The sequence below is a fragment of the Collinsella intestinalis genome, from assembly GCF_902501455.1.
Taxonomy (GTDB): domain Bacteria; phylum Actinomycetota; class Coriobacteriia; order Coriobacteriales; family Coriobacteriaceae; genus Collinsella; species Collinsella intestinalis.
In genome coordinates, this window is the sequence record NZ_CABWIC010000007.1 from 677336 (window position 1) to 694427 (window position 17092).

General features: G+C 64.5%; 14 protein-coding genes. All 14 read right to left on the reverse strand.

The genetic code is table 11. The features are described 5' to 3' along the window. Positions 1-41: 41 nt before the first annotated feature. Positions 42-1169, reverse strand: coding sequence for a cell division protein FtsZ (gene ftsZ, locus AOBCEHNH_RS04420; protein ID WP_152063299.1), 1128 nt, complete (start codon positions 1167-1169; stop codon positions 42-44). 232 nt (positions 1170-1401) lie between these two features. Beyond that, on the reverse strand, positions 1402-2544 hold the full coding sequence (locus AOBCEHNH_RS04425; RefSeq protein ID WP_152063300.1) for a cell division protein FtsQ/DivIB: 1143 nt from the start codon (positions 2542-2544) through the stop codon (positions 1402-1404). 148 nt (positions 2545-2692) lie between these two features. Further along, on the reverse strand, positions 2693-3604 hold the full coding sequence (murB, locus tag AOBCEHNH_RS04430; protein WP_006722396.1) for a UDP-N-acetylmuramate dehydrogenase: 912 nt from the start codon (positions 3602-3604) through the stop codon (positions 2693-2695). 3 nt (positions 3605-3607) lie between these two features. Further along, complete coding sequence (murC, locus tag AOBCEHNH_RS04435) at positions 3608-5032, reverse strand: UDP-N-acetylmuramate--L-alanine ligase (RefSeq protein WP_152063301.1); 1425 nt, start codon at positions 5030-5032, stop codon at positions 3608-3610. A gap of 132 nt (positions 5033-5164) precedes the next feature. After that, positions 5165-6295, reverse strand: coding sequence for a UDP-N-acetylglucosamine--N-acetylmuramyl-(pentapeptide) pyrophosphoryl-undecaprenol N-acetylglucosamine transferase (locus tag AOBCEHNH_RS04440; RefSeq protein ID WP_152063302.1), 1131 nt, complete (start codon positions 6293-6295; stop codon positions 5165-5167). Beyond that, positions 6285-7991 carry a putative lipid II flippase FtsW gene (gene ftsW / locus AOBCEHNH_RS04445; RefSeq protein WP_152063303.1) on the reverse strand — a complete coding sequence of 569 codons (1707 nt, stop codon included), beginning with the start codon at positions 7989-7991 and terminating at the stop codon, positions 6285-6287. The genes AOBCEHNH_RS04440 and ftsW overlap by 11 nt, the downstream gene beginning before the upstream one ends. A 5-nt stretch (positions 7992-7996) precedes the next feature. Then, positions 7997-9403, reverse strand: a complete 1407-nt coding sequence (gene murD, locus AOBCEHNH_RS04450; protein ID WP_152063304.1) for a UDP-N-acetylmuramoyl-L-alanine--D-glutamate ligase — start codon at positions 9401-9403, stop codon at positions 7997-7999. Positions 9404-9411: 8 nt separating this feature from the next. After that, on the reverse strand, positions 9412-10443 hold the full coding sequence (gene mraY, locus AOBCEHNH_RS04455) for a phospho-N-acetylmuramoyl-pentapeptide-transferase (protein WP_152063305.1): 1032 nt from the start codon (positions 10441-10443) through the stop codon (positions 9412-9414). Next, positions 10433-11881 (reverse strand): UDP-N-acetylmuramoyl-tripeptide--D-alanyl-D-alanine ligase, encoded by a 1449-nt coding sequence (locus AOBCEHNH_RS04460; RefSeq protein WP_152063306.1) that lies wholly within the window; start codon positions 11879-11881, stop codon positions 10433-10435. The genes mraY and AOBCEHNH_RS04460 overlap by 11 nt, the downstream gene beginning before the upstream one ends. An 84-nt stretch (positions 11882-11965) precedes the next feature. Further along, positions 11966-13801 carry a peptidoglycan D,D-transpeptidase FtsI family protein gene (locus tag AOBCEHNH_RS04465; RefSeq protein WP_226803250.1) on the reverse strand — a complete coding sequence of 612 codons (1836 nt, stop codon included), beginning with the start codon at positions 13799-13801 and terminating at the stop codon, positions 11966-11968. Positions 13802-13816: 15 nt separating this feature from the next. Further along, positions 13817-14245 carry a hypothetical protein gene (locus tag AOBCEHNH_RS04470; protein WP_152063307.1) on the reverse strand — a complete coding sequence of 143 codons (429 nt, stop codon included), beginning with the start codon at positions 14243-14245 and terminating at the stop codon, positions 13817-13819. A 67-nt stretch (positions 14246-14312) separates the two neighbouring features. Next, positions 14313-15290, reverse strand: coding sequence for a 16S rRNA (cytosine(1402)-N(4))-methyltransferase RsmH (rsmH, locus tag AOBCEHNH_RS04475; RefSeq protein WP_152063308.1), 978 nt, complete (start codon positions 15288-15290; stop codon positions 14313-14315). A gap of 15 nt (positions 15291-15305) precedes the next feature. Further along, on the reverse strand, positions 15306-15740 hold the full coding sequence (locus AOBCEHNH_RS04480; RefSeq protein WP_006722386.1) for a division/cell wall cluster transcriptional repressor MraZ: 435 nt from the start codon (positions 15738-15740) through the stop codon (positions 15306-15308). A 343-nt stretch (positions 15741-16083) separates the two neighbouring features. Then, positions 16084-16989, reverse strand: a complete 906-nt coding sequence (gene xerD / locus AOBCEHNH_RS04485) for a site-specific tyrosine recombinase XerD (protein WP_193221177.1) — start codon at positions 16987-16989, stop codon at positions 16084-16086. Positions 16990-17092 lie beyond the last annotated feature (103 nt).

Below are 17092 nucleotides of genomic sequence, written 5' to 3' on the forward strand. Positions count from 1 at the left end.
TGACTCAAGCTTGGCGAATGTCGCTGGAAAGCCCGCTTGCCTTAGAAGTTACCGCGCTTGAGGAAGTCAGGCAGCTCGAACTGATCGTTACCGAAGTTCGGGAGCTCGGCGCCGCCGATGTTGCGCATTGCGGCGGGAGCGGCCGTGGGCTCGGAGCCGCGGTCGGAACGCGGAGCCTTGGAAGCGGCGAACAGCTCGTCCTGACGGTTCACGTTGGAATCGGAGAAGCCGGTGGCGATGACGGTGATGCGCACCTGGTCACCGAGGGACTCGTCCACGACGGTACCGAAGATGATGTTGGCGTCGGGATCGACCGCGTTGGCCACGAGATCGGCGGCGTCGTTGATCTCCTGGATGCCGAGGTCCTTGGAGCCGGCGATGGAGAGCAGGACGCGCGTGGCGCCGTCCACGGAGCTCTCGAGCAGCGGGCTGGAAATGGCCTGCTGAGCAGCATCGACGGCACGGGTGTCGCCGGAAGCGACGCCGATGCCCATCATGGCGGTGCCGGCCTGCTTCATGATCGTCTTAACATCGGCGAAGTCGAGGTTGATGACGCCGGGGACGGTGATCAGGTCGGTGATACCCTGGGTGCCCTGGGACAGAACGCCGTCGGCCGTGGTGAAGGCCTCGAGCATGGTGGTCTTCTTCTCGGCGATGTCGAGCAGACGGTCATTCGGGATGACGATCATGGTGTCGACGGACTCGGCGAGCGTCTTGATGCCCTCCTCGGCGGAGTTCTTACGCTTGCGGCCCTCAAAGGTGAACGGCTTGGTAACGACGGCAACGGTCAGCGCGCCCACGTCGTTCATCGCGATGTCGGCAACGATGGGGGCGGCGCCAGTACCGGTGCCACCACCCTCACCGCAGGTGATGAACACCATGTCGGCGCCAGCGAGCGCCTCGGCGATATCGTCACGGCTCTCCTCGGCGGCCTTGCGACCGACCTCGGGGTTGGCACCAGCGCCGAGACCGCGAGTGATGTCGGTGCCGATGTGGACCTTGATGTCCGCATCGGAAATGGCGAGGGCCTGGGCGTCCGTGTTGATGGCGACGAACTCGACGCCGCGGATACCCTCCTCGATCATGCGGTTCACGGCGTTCGTGCCGCCGCCGCCCACGCCGACGACCTTGATGACAGCAAGGTAGTTGTTGATCTCGTTCTCGTGCATGTGCGGTCCTCCGAACACTACTATTGGCAAGCCTGTCTACAGGCGATCGTCACGACGTTAACCCTCAAGTAGAGATTAAAAGTCGAGATAAACCGTGTTATGTTTGCACAAAACACGGATGTAAGTCAAACCGCGCTGGCCAGAATGTGGAACGTTTGCCATTTCCGCAGGTATAGCTACGAGACCGTTCACCGAGCGCAAGCGGTAGCTGCGCGAATGCGGACTGCGCGTCCTACAGCGGTGTGCTGCGGAACGTGTAGGCGCCGGGCTCGCGCACATTGATGTACGTGACCCCCTGATGCTCGGCGAGGAGCTTGGTCACCACGCGCTCCTTCTCCACGATGTTTTGCGGCTTGCCCAGCGAGACCTCCACGCCGGATACGAGATTGGCCGAGATGGCCTCGACCGATGCGACGGAGATGTCCTTGATCTGCGCGACGAACTCGTCGGAGAAGCCATTGGCGTAATCGAGACCGGCGAGGACGACCTTGGCGTTGACCGGCTCTCCCCCCTTGGGCGAGATGTCGCTCGGGACGTCGGTAAGCAGCAGGCTGCCGGAGTCCTGCGCGATGCGCAGCGCCGCCTCGAACGCGGGCAGTTGCGCTGCGCCCTCGGGCACCGAGCCGTCGTCGTTCAGTGCGACCTCGTTGCCCTCGCCATCCACGGCAACGACCAGGCTCAACGGCGCGATCCAGGTGCCGTCCTCGCCGATCGCCCATGCCACCTCGTCGGCGGTTATGAAGGCGATGGCGCGCATCTTGCGCTCGACGGGGGTCACGACGAGGGTGTGCGGCCATTCACGCTTGACATCGACTCCCTTGACCCAGGGAATCGCTTTGAGCGAGTCGTATATCGCCTTCTCGTCGACATTGAACATCGTGGTGCCCTCCGGGACCTCGATGAGGGCGCGCGCTGTCTCAACCTCAACATGGTCGGAACCCTTGACCTGGATGTCCGTTGCGGCGAACAACGCTGAATTGGCGAGGATGAAGCCGGCAAGGAAGAGCACGAACACGACGCCGATGACGATGAGGGCCCTGCCGGGATTGATCTTGGGCCGCGGGATGCGGCCGGCAAGGCCACCCGCAGCGGACACCGCGGAAGCCATGGCGGCCGACACGGCCTTTTTTGGACCCGCAACGGCACCCGCTTTGGGGCTCGCAGTCTTGGGAAGCTTGGAAGCGGGGGTCTTGACAGCGGGGACAGCTTGCTTGAGGAAGGTTTTGGCGATGGGCTTGGCCGCGGCCTTGCCAGCGCCATTGATGCCGGCGACGGTCTTCTCCCCGACTGACTTCAGCGTTTTTGGCGCGGCCTTGGCCGCAGGCGTGGCCTTGACCCCAGGCGCGGCCTTGGCCGCAGGCACCGCCTTGGCCATCGCGCGCGGCTTGGCGGCAGGGCGAGATACGGCCTTTGCGGGCGCGGTCCGCGGACGCGGGGTCTTTGGCGATACAGACGAGGCGGGACGGGCCGAGGCTTGGCCCTTGCCCGCCGCGGATGCGCGACGATACGTGGGCTTCGGCGTCTTAGAAGCCGAGGAACTTGACTTCCGGCTGAAGCTCGACCCCATACGTCTCCCTTACCTTCGCATGCACATGGCGGATGACCGCCTCAACGTCTGCCGCCGTGGCGGCGCCCTTGTTCACGATAAAGTTAGCGTGAACCGACGAGACCTCCGCCCCGCCCTGGCAAAAACCCTTTAATCCGCATTCCTCGATCATGGCGCCGACCGCGCGATCGGGCGGGTTCTTGAAGACCGACCCACATGAGGGAACCCCCAGCGGCTGCGTACGGCGACGACGCGTGAGGGCGCGCTCCATCCGGGCGCGGATATCGTCCTTGGTCGCCTGCTCGAGCTCGAGCGTAGCCTCGAGCACGATCTCGTCGTGGGGAAGACCGCAGAGGCGGTACCCCCACGCGATCTGCTCGCCGGAATAATGACGGATGCCCTCGCCTGGCTTGTACGTGACCACGTCACGGACGAGCGAACCGATCCACTCGGTGCGCGAACCGGCGTTCATGGAGATGGCGCCTCCGACCGTGCCCGGGATGCCCACGGCGAACTCGAGGCCCGTCAACTCGCGCGAGAGCGCCTCGTTCACCAGACGGGCCAGAATCGCGCCGGCGCCGACGGTGATGGTGCAACCGTCCTCCCCGACCACGAAGCGGGAGAACTCGCTGCCGAGTGTGATCACGGCACCGCGATATCCGGCATCCGCGACAAGCAGGTTCGAGCCCTTGCCGATGATGACCCACGGGACGCGTTCGCGGGCCAACACCTCGATCGTGCGGCGCAGCGAATGGTAGCTGTGGCAAGTCACGAAGAGGTCGGCCTTACCACCGATGCGATAGCTGGTGTGGCGTGCGAGCTTCTCGTTCTCGATGACATCCGTGTCGATCATGCCCGAGAGGGCCATCATCGCGTTGAACGCACCCATGGGCTACTCTGCCTCGTTCGCGACGTGCTCGAGATACTCGGGACCGACGGTGGTGATGTCACCGGCGCCCATCGTGATGAGCAGATCGCCGGCCTGGGCGACGTCATCGATGCGAGCCATGAGCGCCGCATGATCGGACACGTAGTAGACGGACTTGCCGGGATGGGCGGCGCGAATCTTATCGGCCAGCATCTTGCTGGTGACACCGGGAATGGGCATTTCGCCCGCGGGGAAGACATCGACGAGAATGACCGTGTCGGCATCGGCGAAGGCGTCCACGAAGTCGTCGCACAGCGCCTGGAGACGCGAGTAGCGATGCGGCTGGAAAACCACATCGACGTGCTGGAAGTCGAGGGACTTGGCCGCGGCGAGCGTGGCGCGGACCTCGGTCGGGTGATGACCGTAATCGTCGACGAGGGTGACACCGCGCACCTCGCCCACCTGGGTGAAACGACGACGGGCGCCCTCGAACGTGGAGAGGGCCTCGGCGGCGCGCTCGGTGTCGAGGCCGAGCACGTAAGCGGCGGTGAGGGCCGCAGTGGCGTTCAGCATGTTATGGCGACCGGGGTTGTTCTTAATGCAGACCTCACGCTTGGAACCGTCAGGAAGGGTGACGGTGAAGTCGGAGCCGAAGGCATGGCGCGTGGCCGCCGGGTTGAGGCACACGTCCATGCCGTCGCCCTCGCCGTAGGTGAACACAGTGCGCCCACAGGAGCGGGCCAACTCGACGAGGCGCGGGTCCTCACCGCAGACGATAACCGTGCCATCCTCGCCCACGAGGCCCATGAACGTGCAGAACGTCTCCTCGATCTGCTCCAAGGAGTCGTAGTGATCCATATGGTCGGCCTCGATGTTGGTCACGATGACCACGTGCGGGTCGAGGTAGAGGAAGGAGCTGTCGGACTCATCGGCCTCGACGACGAAGTACTCGCCGTCGCCGTTCTTGCCGTTGGTGCCGTAACCCTCCACGACACCGCCGATCAAAAAGCTCGGGTCGAGCTCCATACGGTCGAGCATGGTGGCGACCATGGAGGACGTGGTCGTCTTACCGTGGGTGCCGGCGCAGGCGACGGTCGTGCGGCCGTAGCCGAGCGCGGAGAGCATCTTGGCGCGGTGCCACACGGGAATGCCGAGCTCGCGGGCGCGCACGAGCTCGGGGTTGGTCTCGGGGATCGCGGTCGAGACGACCACGACGTCGGGCTGGAACTCATCGATGGTCGAAGCGGCGTGACCGACATGGATCGGAACGCCCGCGCGGGTGAGCTGGCGGATGTAGCGGGAGGTCTTAAGGTCGGAACCGGTAACCCTGCAGCCGCGCTCATGCAAAACGAGCGCGATGCCGCTCATGCCGGCTCCGCCGACGCCAATGAAGTGGGCGCTCTTGAAGGTCGGGGCGGTGGTCGCCTCAGGGACAGCGATGGACGGCATGGCAGCTCCTCGTCGTTTCGTACACATAAACTCATTAAGTATACGCCATCGCCGGCGCACCCGCAGACGGATGCGCACGGTCACAATCCCTTCGCGGACGAATCCAGATGAAGTGCAGCTCGATTGTCGCGCCTACGCGATCCCCTCGAGGAGGTCGGCAAGCATGGCGGCCGCCTTATCCTGTGCCAACCCGCGTGCGGCCTCGCGCATGGAGGCACGGCGCGGCGCATCCCCCAGCAATCCGAGCAGCTCATCGCGGAAGGCGTCTCCGTCGATATCATCATCGGAGAACTTGACCGCAGCGCCGGCATCGGTCAGCAAACGGGCGTTGGTGGTCTGATGATCGGCCGTCGCAAGTGGATACGGAACCAGGATGGACGGGACCGCGAGCGCGGCGATCTCGGCCACCGACGACGCGCCGGCGCGTGAGACCACGAGGTCCGCGGCGGCGAGGGTATCGCCCATATCGTCGATGTAGGGCATCACGCGCCATCGAGAGGCCTCGGCGTCGGTGAGGTCGAGGGCCTGAAGCGTCTCGTCGTAGCCGTTCTTCCCGGTGGAGTGGACCACGTGCAGCCCCTCGATGGCGAGCAGCTCGCGTTTAAGGGAGGCCAGGCGCTCGTTGACGTGGCGCGCGCCGAGGGAGCCGCCGAATACCAGCAGGACCGTGGCGTCTTGCGGGATGCCGAGCGCGACGCGGCCGCGAGATCGGTCGCCCTCGAGCACGCTCGAACGGACGGGATTGCCGGTAAAGACCACTTCGGAGGAACGTCCGGCGCAGGAGCGCATGACGTCCTCGGCGGCGGGCTGCCCCAGCGCTATGAGACGCGCGGACTTGGCCGTGCGCTTGTTCGCGAGACCCGGTACGGAGTTCTGCTCGTGCAAGGCAATCGGAATCCCCAGCTTCGCGGCGGCGCGCATAAGGGGAAGCTCGAGGTAGGCACCAAATCCGATGGCGACATCGGGCATGGGAAGCTCGCCCGAACCGAACTTCTCGATCAAGCGGTGCTCTTCATGTGACAAATGCACGAGCGCGGTCACGAGCGTCCAGGGGCGGCGGCGATCGAAACCGGTGACGTGGACGGGATGGAACGGGAAGCTCTCCTTGGGCACGAGCGTGCCCTCCAAGCGGCGGCTCTCTCCGAAGAAATGGACCTCATGCCCCCGATCGCGGAGCTCGTCGGCAAGGGCCAATGCCGGATTGACGTGGCCCGCGGTACCGCCCGCGGCAATGGCGACGGTGAGTTGACGCTTATCGGTCATAACGACCCCTTTCCCGATCGTTCATCCCCCTGGGCGGGCGCCCGTCACCCGAGCGGCGCGGGGCATTTCCGCCCGTGACACCGCGATAATCGACTCGCGGGCGCTCCTGGCGGGGGCGAAGGCGCTCCCCGGCATCCGACCCAAGGTCGATACGGCCGTAACCGCCCGCGGTGCCGCGCGACTCTCGGCGGGTCGGCGCCGCTTCACCGCGGCCCTGCCGGCCGCCGTCGTAGACGCTCAGCGCTGATCGGCTCGAAACGGCGCGGTCCGCACGAGGAGCCGACCCGTCGCGGCGGGTCGAACGGACGCGGGCCTCGCCGGCGGTACTGCGGCCGATATGGCCCGACACATCGTCACCAGAGCCCGCGGAACGGCGCACAGATGCTCGGGCGGAACGCTCCCCCATCACGGCCATGCCGGAACGGCGGCGATCGGCCGCGGTCTCGACGTTGCTCTCGACCGAGACGCGGAATATCAGCGCAGCGAGCACGAGCGAGGCGATGATCGACGAGCCACCGTAGCTCACGAACGGCAGCGGCTTGCCGGTCATGGGCATGACGCCCAAGATGCCAAAGACGTTGATGAGGAACTGCACGGCGAGGATGATCGTGCAGCCGCTCGCCAACAGCTGCGCGTGAAGCGTCGGCGCCTCGCGACAGATGTAGAACGCGGCGATGATCATGGCGACGAAGACCAACACGAAGATGGCCGTCCCCACAAAACCGAGCTCCTCGCCGATGATGGCGAGGATGTAGTCGTTGTGGGCCTCGGGCAGGTAGTGGTACTTCATCGTCGAGTTGCCGATGCCACGGCCGAACAGGCCGCCCGAGGCAAAGGCCATGATGGCCAGTGTCGCCTGGTAGCCGGTGTCGTACGGGTCGCTCCACGGATCCAAGAAGGCGAGGAAGCGCTTGGCGCGATACGGCGAGGTGACGATGGCGGCGGCGCCGAGCACGAACGCGGCGATGGTGACGAATGCGACCACGCGCCAGGGAAGCCCGCACAGGATCGCGATGGCGAACACCGTCAGCGCGATGATGATCGTGGTGCCCAGATCAGGCTCCTTGAAGATCAAGAACAGCGGGAACGGGAGCATGATGAGCATCTGGATGAGGAACGCACGGGTGTCGATGGTGCCGTCCTCGAAGTAATCGGCGAAGATCTTGGCCGTCAAGACGATGATCACCGGCTTGGCGACCTCGGCAGGCTGCAGGTTGAAGATTCCGAGGTCGATCCAGCGCGAAGCGCCCCACTCCTCGGCGCCCTGGCCGACGAAAAGCACCGCGATGAGCAGCACGAGCACTCCGAACCACACTCCCCAGACGAGCTTGGATCGAAAGAGCGGCCACGGCAGCAACCTACTGCCGATCATGGCGAACAGCACGAAGCCGATGAACATGAAGATCGCCTGGCGGTACAGGAAAAACCACGAGCTGCCGTTCTCCTGCAGGGACTCGACGGAAGATGCCGAGTAGATCATGAGCAAGCCGAACATGCAAATGGCGATGAGGCAGGACAGGAAGACCAAGCGGGGACGCATGATGCGGGCAGGAACACCCGCGATGTACTTCTCGCCCCAGTCGGAATGACTCGTCGCCGTGGCACGGCGGCGGACCTTGGGGCGAGTTGCCGAACGCGCGCCGGCGGACGGGGCCTCGGACTCGGCTGCGCCTTCCTTTGCTTTAGAGAACCACACGATTCCTAGGCCTCCGCCTCGGACAGGGCGGCCAAATCGGCCACATACGAACGAAATGCCTCGCCGCGCTCCTCAAAACCGGAGAACTCGTCAAACGACGCGCAGGCGGGCGAAAGCAGGACCGTGTCGCCGCGCTGCGCGAGCGAACGTGCCACATCGACGGCATCGCGCAGGTCCTCAGCCTCGGCGATATCGATGTCCGCCGCGCCGGGAGCATCCATGAGGGCCGTGCGCAGGCGCTCGCGTGCCTCGCCAAAGCAGACCACGCAGGCGACCCGGGAGGCGACCTCTGCCATGAATTCCTCAAGCGGAGTCCCCTTATCGGAGCCGCCCAGAAGCAGGACGATGCGCGCGCCGTCAAAGGCGGCAAGGGCGGTGAGGACCGCGTCGGTGTTCGTGGCCTTGGAATCGTTCACATACCGCACGCCGTCGACCGTGTCGACGGGCTCAAGTCGATGCGGAAGGGGCTTGAACTCCCTAAGACCGGAGCAAACGCCCGCAACGGAGGCGCCGCACGCAAGCGCCGCAGCGGACGCCGCCAACGCGTTGAGGACGTTATGGACGCCCACGATGCGCAGCTCGTCAACGCCTACAAGCGCATGCTCCTCGCCCGCCATGCGGACCGTGAGCACGCCGTCGCGCACAAACGCGGCGTCCGCGGCGCCGTCGTCGGCCAACCCGAGATGCAAAACGCGACGCCCGACGTCGCAGATACGATCGAGATACGGTGCGAGACCCTCGTCCTCGATGTTGACGATGGCGATATCGCCGTCATCCATGTTTTTGAACATGCGAATTTTCGCCAGGGCGTAGTTCTCATGCGAACGATGCCAGGCGAGATGATCGGGCGAGAGATTCAAAAGCACGGCGACGCGCGGATGGAATGCCTCGGTCGTGGCGAGCTGATAGCTGGAGAGCTCGGCGACGAACCACTCCCCCTCCTCGCGCCGATCCACCTCGTGGATAGGAGCGTTGCCGATGTTGCCGACCGCGACGCTGTCGAGCCCCGAGGCGCGCAGCAGCTCGTCGGTCAGACTCGTGACCGTCGTCTTGCCGTTGGTCCCGGTGATTGCGCACCAACGCTCGGGCGACAGCAGCCATGCGAACTCGGGCTCGCCCATGATCTGGGAGCTGGCGGCACGCGCGCTGCGGAAAAACTCGCAGAACTCGGATATCCCCGGGCTCGCGACGCAGATATCGAATGTTCCGGCGACCTCCTCGGTGCCGTAGACGAAAGCGACACCGGCCGCCTCGAGAGCGGTCGTGCGCTCGGTGGGGGCCGAAGAAGCCCCTCCATACACAGTCACGGACGTCACACGCTCACCAAGATGAGACGCAGCCCACGAGGCGAGCTCGAGACCCGTGCCGCCCTGTCCGAGAACGAGCAGCGTGAATTGTTGCGGCAGGGGCATAGGTATTCCTAACCAAGCTGGAAGAAGAGCGCGAGGCCGAGGGCACCGCACGCAGCGGACACGATCCAGAAGCGGATGACGACCTTTGTCTCTGCCCAGCCCTTCTTCTCGAAGTGATGATGGATGGGGGCCATGAGGAAGACGCGCTTGCCCGTGGCCTTGAAGCTGATGACCTGGATCATCACGGAGAGGGTCTCGGCGATGAACAGGGCGCCCACAACGAGCGAGACGACCTCGGTATTCGTAAGCACGGCGACGGCGGCCAGGGCACCGCCCAGGGCAAGGGAGCCGGTGTCGCCCATGAAAATCTGGGCGGGGTAGGCGTTGTACCACAAGAAGCCGATGCAACCGCCAGCGCAGGCCGCGCAGAAGATGGCGAGATTGACGTCACCGCGCAGGAAGCAGATGGCCGCCATGACCAGCATGGCCATCATAACCGTACCGCCGGCGAGTCCATCGAGACCGTCCGTGAGGTTGACGGCGTTGGACATGCCCGCAAGCAGCAAGAACACAAAGATGAGGTAGAGCCACGGGATCTTGATGACCGTATCGCCGAAGGTGAACGTCGACGTGAGCACGCCCAAGTCGATGGCGAAGCCGCCCGGGAAGCGAATCGCCGCGCTGACATCGCAGAAGTTGACCGCGATGACGAAGAACACGAGCACGATGGCGGTAAGGCCGATCATCTTGCCCGTGGGCGTCAGGCCGAGCGAACGCTTCTGCACGACCTTGGTCACATCGTCGAACAGGCCCAGGGCGCCGGTGGCGAGCATCGCGCCGACGGCCAGAAAAAGCTCGGTCGTGGGCTTGGCCATGATCAGGCAGGTCAGGCACACGGCCAAGAGGATGATGACACCGCCCATGGTGGGGGTGCCGGCCTTCACGAGATGCGACTGCGGGCCGTCGGCACGGATCTGCTGACCGATGCCGTCGATCTTGAGCAGGCGAATCCACAGGGGCATGAGGAGCCCCGCGATGAGTGCAGAGACGAGAATGGCAAGGAACACCTGGTAGGTGGGATAGGCAGGGTTACCGAGCATCGGCACACACCTCTTCCACGAAACGATCGAGCCCGACGAAACGCGAGCCCTTCACCAATACGAGGTCGCGTTCGCCCATGACGCCCGCATAACGCCTGATCAGCGCATCGCAGGAGGGAACGACCTGGACATCACCTTCATCGAGCCCCATGAGACGCGCCGCGTCCGCCATCACCCGGGCGTTTTCGCCGCCCACGCAGATCAACATCGACGGACGCTTGGCCGCGGCATAGGCGCCGACGAGCGCGTGGAGGCGCTCGGCGTCATCACCCAGCTCCCCCATCTCGCCGAGAACGGCGATGCGCGAACCCGTGCAGGGCAGCGTTGAGAACAGGTTGAGGCCGGCGGCCATGGACTCGGGGCTGGCGTTGTACGAGTCGTCGATCACGCGAGCGCCACACGCCGCATGGCGCACCTGGGTGCGGCGACCAGTCATCTGGAGCTCGCCAAAAGCCTCGTCGATCTCAAAGCCGGGCACACCGAGGCGATGGGCAACAGCAGCGGCGAACAACGCGTTGGGAACGGACTGTGCACCGGGAACGGAAAGGCGCGTCTTGAAACTCGAGCCGTCCTCGAACGTGAGGTCGAAAACGGGGCATCCGTCCTCGTCCAGCTCGATATGCGTCGCGCAGACGTCGTCATCGGTCGAGGTGCCGGCAAGCACCACGTCAAGGCCGGCGGGACGGGCGAAGTTCTCGATGATGAACGGCGTGAAGTCGTCCTCGCCGTGCAGGACGAGGGCGGAATGGTTGCCCTCGAAATTCTCGGCGCTGGCGGGCATGCCGGACACGATCTCGGCCTTGGCGCGCGCGATGCCCTCGCGGCTGCCGAGCATGCCGATATGGGAAGTGCCGACCTTGGTGATGATGCCAAAGGTGGGCTGGGCGCACCGAGACAGGCGCTCGATCTCGCCAAAATCGCTCATGCCCATCTCGAGTACGAGCATCTGCGTGTCAGCGGGAGCGGACAGGATGGTAAGGGGCAGTCCGATCAGGCTGTTGAAATTGCCGGCCGTGGCATGCACGCGATAGCGCTTGGCGAGGCATGCGGCGAGCACGTCCTTGGTCGTGGTCTTGCCGATCGAACCCGTGATGCCGATGACCGTGCAGCGCAGGCGCGCGCGATAGCCCTGGGCCAGGCGCAGGAGGAACTCGGTCGGATCGTCGGCGACGAGGATGGAAGAACCATGTTCGAGCGCAAGATCGACAAGCTCACGCGTGGGCTCGCACGTCATGACGACAGCACCCGCGCCGGCCTCGATGGCCGCAGGGGCGAACGCGTTGCCGTCGACGCGCTCACCGGGGAACGCGACGAACACGGCGTCGGGGGCAACCGCGCGCGAATCGATCTCGACACCGCGGCAAACCCGATCCGGATCGCCCGCCACGAAGCGGGCACCCGTGGTGCTTTGAAGGTACTTGACTGCAATCTCCACCATGGGTGGCAACCTTTCTGAAGCGCTTACCGTGCAACCTGGTATGGTACCGCGCCGTCCGCACCAGGTGGTGCAGGGCGTGTGAACCTATCGGGTCGGCTTGATTCCAAGGGCGGGCAGGGCCTCCTCCATGACCTTGCGGAACACCGGCGTGGCCGCATAGGACATGGCCGCCGTGCCGTCGAGAGTCACGTAGCACAGGACGCGCGGATCCTTGGTCGAGACAAATCCCATGAACGAAGCCATGTTGTTGCCCTCCTCGTATCCACCGTCCTTGCCGGCGCGCTCGGCGGTACCGGTCTTGCCCGAAACCTCATAACCGGGCATCTGGGCGTCCATGCCCGTGCCCTCGTCCACGACGGTCAGCATCATGTCTGCGACGCTGGCGGCCGTCTCCTCGGACAGGACGCGATGCTCGCCGTCGGTCCAGTCGACCTCCTCGCCCGCACGGGTCTTGAGGAAATGCGGGGTCGTCATAACTCCCTTGTTGGCGATCGCGCTCATCGCGCGGACCATCTGAACGAGCTCGACGGCCAGCGACTGGCCAAACGACATGGAACCCAGCGACGCACCGTCGTATTCCGAGCGCTTCTTGATGATGCCGAGCGATTCGCCCGGGAAATCGATGCCCGTGGACTTGCCGAATTGAAACCCGTCGATGACATACTCCGAAAACGCATCGGCGCCGAGCTTCTCGCCCACCAGGACCATACCGGTGTTGGAGGAGCGGCGCAGGATCTCGCGCAGGCTCATCGTCATAGCCGCGCCGCGCTTATCGACATCTCGAACGATATCGCTGCCGACAAGGACCTCAGCGGGGACATCGAACGTCGTGTTGGGCGTCAGCCCCTTGTGCTCGATAGCCGCGGCGGAGACAAAGGTCTTGAAGACCGAACCGGGCTCGTAGACGTCGGTCACGACGCGCAGATTCATGGAAGCGTTGGAAGCGGACGAAAGATCCGTGGGGTCGTAGGTCGGATAGGAACACGCGGCGATGATCTCGCCGGTCGTGGGGTCCGTCACGATGATCGACCCGTACGTGGCTCCCACGCGCTCGACCGCCTCTGCGATGGCGTCCTCGGCGACTCGCTGCACGTTGGCGTCGATACCGAGCACGATGTCCATGCCGTCTTGGGCCGGGACTTTCTCGTACGCACCACCGGCGATAAACGAGCCGTCGCGGGCGCGCTCGCGCATGAGCGAGCCGTTCACGCCCGTCAACACTTCGTTGTACTGCTTTTCGAGGCCCGTGATGCCCTCGTTGTCGACGTTCACGACGCCGAGCACCTGGGAGGCGAGGCTTCCGTTGGGATACACGCGCTTGATCGCCGGCTCGAATTCGATGCCCGCGATGCCCTTCTTGGCAAGGAGCTCCGCATCCTCCTCATCGACCTGGCGCTTGACGTACACGAAGGTGCCCTCGCGATCGACGAGGTCCTCGACCACGTCCTCATCCATGCCCAGCACGTCGACGAGGGCGTCGATCGCACGGCGGCGCTGCTTCTTCTTGATGAGCGACGGGTTCAAATAGACATTCTTGCATTCGATGCTCGACACCAACACCGTACCGTTGCGGTCGTAGATCGTGCCGCGCTTCGCGTATAGGGTCTGACTCGACACGCGACGAGCATTTGCCTGTTCGCGATACCAATCGGTGTTGAAGATCTGTATCTCGGAAAGGCGCGCGAGAACGATCGCCGAGGCGGCGAGGAAGCCGCCGGCCAGCAAGCCATGACGGGAGACGAGCTCTGTTGAGAGCCAGCCGGAAGGTGCGTCGGCACCGCGGCGCTCGGAGGCGCGACTCGAGGCGGCGCGGCGCGTCCGGCCGCCCTGCGGGGACCTACGCGCATCACGCGATGAACCGCCCCTGGCAGGGCGGCCCGTGCGGCCGGAGCCGCGTCCGTTGTATCTATCTTGGGGCATGGGTGCTCTCGCCTACTACTGTGCCGCCGCGTCTACGTACTCGGTGAAATCGAGCGTCACGCCACCCTCGGCCGCAACCATGCCGTACCCCTCCGCAAGATCGCGGATGCGCGTGGATGAGCCGTACACGGAGCGCATGACCTCGAGATCGGAGCTCTCCTCCTGCGCGGTGGTGAGGTTGTTCGAAAGAGTCGCGGCGCTGTTGAGCGAGGCGGCGGTGAAACCCGCCACGGTGACGCGGAACAGGCCGAGGACGACGAAGACCGTCATGAGCACGGCGAACACCTTCACACAGTGGGTGAACTGAGGGCTGACGTCCTGGCTCGCCTGACGGCCGGCGCCATGGACGACGTCGAGGCTCGGACGGGCCGGCGCGACGGGCGCCGAGTACGCCTCGGACCGCATATCATAGGCATATGCTGCGTTTGAGGTGGAATAACCCATGATATGCGGCCCTCCTTAAGGCGAAGATAACAAATGACATGCGCCGGGGCCGTGAAGCGCGGTCGAGCTACAAACGCTCGGCGCAGCGGATCTTGGCCGATCTGGCGCGGGGGTTGCGCCCGACCTCTTCGGCCGTGGCAACCAGGGGTTTGCGGGTGGTGACCTTGACTATCGGCACGTTTCCGCACACGCACACCGGAATGTCCGGCGGGCAGGTGCAACCCTTCGAAAGCTCCTGGAACAGGCGTTTCACGATGCGGTCCTCCAGCGAATGGTAGGAGATGACGCAGACGCGGCCACCGGGGTTCAGCCAGCGAATCGCGGCCTCGAGGCCGCGCTCAAGGACATCGAGCTCATGGTTGACCTCGATGCGGATTGCCTGGAAGCTGCGCTTTGCCGGATGGCCTCCGTGCCTGCGGGCAGCCGCCGGGATACCGGCCTTGATGGCATCGACGAAATCTCCCGTGGAGACGAGCGGGCTCTCCTGCCTGCGGCGCACGACCTCGCGCGCGATCTGGCGGGCGAACTTCTCCTCTCCATAGATGCGAAGAATCCGGGCGAGGTCGGCTTCGGTATAGGTGTTCAAGACCTCAGCTGCGTTTAGGGTGTTGGTTCCCGGATCCATACGCATGTCGAGCGGGGCATCCTCGTTGTACGAGAAACCCCTACCAGGGATATCGAGTTGCGGGCTCGAGACGCCCAGGTCGAAGAGGAATCCATCGACGCCCGGCACCTGCGCCGAGCACAGGAGCTCATCCAAATCCCCAAAGTTACCCTTCAGGAGCTTGTGCGGCGTATCGGGGGCCTCAGCGTCAAGTCGCTTCCCCGCTGCCGCGAGCGCCATGTCATCCTGATCGACACCGAGCAGCAGCCCTTCCGAGCCCACGCGCTCGGCCATCCTGACGGAGTGGCCGGCGCCGCCGAGCGTGCAATCGCACACGACCGAGCCGGGCTTGAGCCGAAGCTGCTCGAGCACTTCTTGGAGCATGACGGGTTCATGCCGATATTCAGGTGTCAACGTACCTGCTGCCTTGTTCGCGTCCATGTGGGGGCGTCTCCTTTAGTCGAAGAAGTCCGCGAGGATGTCCTCGGTCTCGGCCTGACGTGCCGCGTAGGTCTCGCGATCCCAGATCACCAGACGGTCATCGCTGCCGACGACCGTGACCTCGCGATCGAGGTGCGCCTTCTTACGGGCGGCTTCGGGAAGGCTGATGCGGGCGGCGGAGTCTATTTCAAGTGTGATTGCCGCGCCGTACAGAGCCTCCTTGACCATGCGATGAGAGCGGTTGGTGGGATCGAACCCGCCCTTCGCCTCAAACACGGAGTCAAGCCAAACCTTGAACGTGTCCTCAGTGAACACGTACAGGGCGTCGACTTCCTTTTCAGGGGCAGGAAGGACGCGCACATGCTCCTCAAGCTGCTTTTTGAAGGCGGGCGGCAGTGACAAACGTCCCTTCGCATCGAGATTTCGATCGTAGGTACCGTTGAAATACACTGGCGCGCACCCCCTTAGGCTTACTCGTGGGCATATGCGGGAGCCACCCCGCCGTCGACGCTTTCAATTCTATGGGGCCTATCCCCCTTTCGCAACACTTTTTCCCACTTTCTCCCCCACACTCCCCCACTATCCCCCACAGACCCCAAACGAGGCAGCGAACAGGTGTTGCCCTGAACACAAGATATTGTGTTTTGGCTGACATGCGGCACCACTACTCGATGCCGTTTCCCCAGGTTAAACCTTCTAGTTGAGGTTGAAGCGATTTTTAAATTGTGCCCGACTTGTGGTCGCAGCCCCCCACCGAGCCCCCGCCGGCGAAGATGCGAAACGCCTCCCGGTCCTAGGCGCGCGGATGCGCCGCCAGATAGACCTCGCGCAGCTGCGTGCGGTCGACATGGGTGTAAATCTGCGTCGTGGCGATATCCGCATGCCCCAAGATCTCCTGCAGGGCACGCAGGTCCGCACCGCCTGCGAGCATATGCGTTGCGAAGGAGTGTCGAAGGGCGTGCGGGTGCAGTCCCTCGATCCCGACCATACGGCCGTAGCGCTCGCAAATCGCATGGACGCTTTGACGCGAAAGGCGCGTGCCCCGCATATTCAAGAACACCGCGGCCGACGCCGAAGCCGATCGCGTGTGGGAGAACAGCTCCGAGCGCGCCTCGGCGAGATAGGTACCGAGAACCCGCCGTGCCGTACCCACAAGCGGGACCAGACGTTCCTTGGAGCCCTTGCCCATCACGCGCACGAATCCCTCATCCAGGTAGACCTCGTTCACGTCCAGGCCGCACAGCTCGCTGGCGCGCAGGCCACATCCATACAGCACCTCGAGCACCGCACGGTCCCTCATGCCGGCGGCCGTTGCGGGAAAATCCTGGTCGAGCAAGCGCTCGGCAGCCTCGATTGAAATCACATCGGGCAGGTGGTCGCCCATTTTGGGAACGCGCAACGTGGCCGTGGGATTGACCGAAGAGAGACCCTCGCGAACCATGAACCGGTGAAACCCCTTGACGGCGGAAAGCGCTCGGTTCACCGATGCATCCGCGGCGTGGTCGGCGCGCTTGGCGGCCACGAAATCCTCCACATCGCGGCGAATCACATCATCCGGGCGGCGCGTTCCGCGCTCTCCAAGAAAGGCAAGGTAGGCTCTGAGGTCGCGCTCGTACGCCGCGATGGTGTTGGCGGCCAAATTGCGCTCGACCGTCAGGTGATTCAAGTATTCGCCTCGACAGCGCTCAAGCTCGGTCACGCCTGTCCGCCTCCTTTCGACTCGACCATTGTAAGACGCCCGCCGGTCCTCGACACCCTGCTCGGGGTCGCGGACCGGCGGGGCGGTCAAGACGCATGTATGC

Coding starts and splice junctions, on each gene's coding strand:
- ftsZ (WP_152063299.1), bottom strand. CDS start 1,169: ATGCACGAGAACGAGATCAACAACTACCTTGCTGTCATCAAGGTCGTC.
- AOBCEHNH_RS04425 (WP_152063300.1), bottom strand. CDS start 2,544: ATGGCCAAGGCGGTGCCTGCGGCCAAGGCCGCGCCTGGGGTCAAGGCC.
- murB (WP_006722396.1), bottom strand. CDS start 3,604: ATGGGTGCGTTCAACGCGATGATGGCCCTCTCGGGCATGATCGACACG.
- murC (WP_152063301.1), bottom strand. CDS start 5,032: ATGCCGTCCATCGCTGTCCCTGAGGCGACCACCGCCCCGACCTTCAAG.
- AOBCEHNH_RS04440 (WP_152063302.1), bottom strand. CDS start 6,295: ATGACCGATAAGCGTCAACTCACCGTCGCCATTGCCGCGGGCGGTACC.
- murD (WP_152063304.1), bottom strand. CDS start 9,403: ATGCCCCTGCCGCAACAATTCACGCTGCTCGTTCTCGGACAGGGCGGC.
- mraY (WP_152063305.1), bottom strand. CDS start 10,443: ATGCTCGGTAACCCTGCCTATCCCACCTACCAGGTGTTCCTTGCCATT.
- AOBCEHNH_RS04460 (WP_152063306.1), bottom strand. CDS start 11,881: ATGGTGGAGATTGCAGTCAAGTACCTTCAAAGCACCACGGGTGCCCGC.
- AOBCEHNH_RS04465 (WP_226803250.1), bottom strand. CDS start 13,801: ATGCCCCAAGATAGATACAACGGACGCGGCTCCGGCCGCACGGGCCGC.
- AOBCEHNH_RS04470 (WP_152063307.1), bottom strand. CDS start 14,245: ATGGGTTATTCCACCTCAAACGCAGCATATGCCTATGATATGCGGTCC.
- rsmH (WP_152063308.1), bottom strand. CDS start 15,290: ATGGACGCGAACAAGGCAGCAGGTACGTTGACACCTGAATATCGGCAT.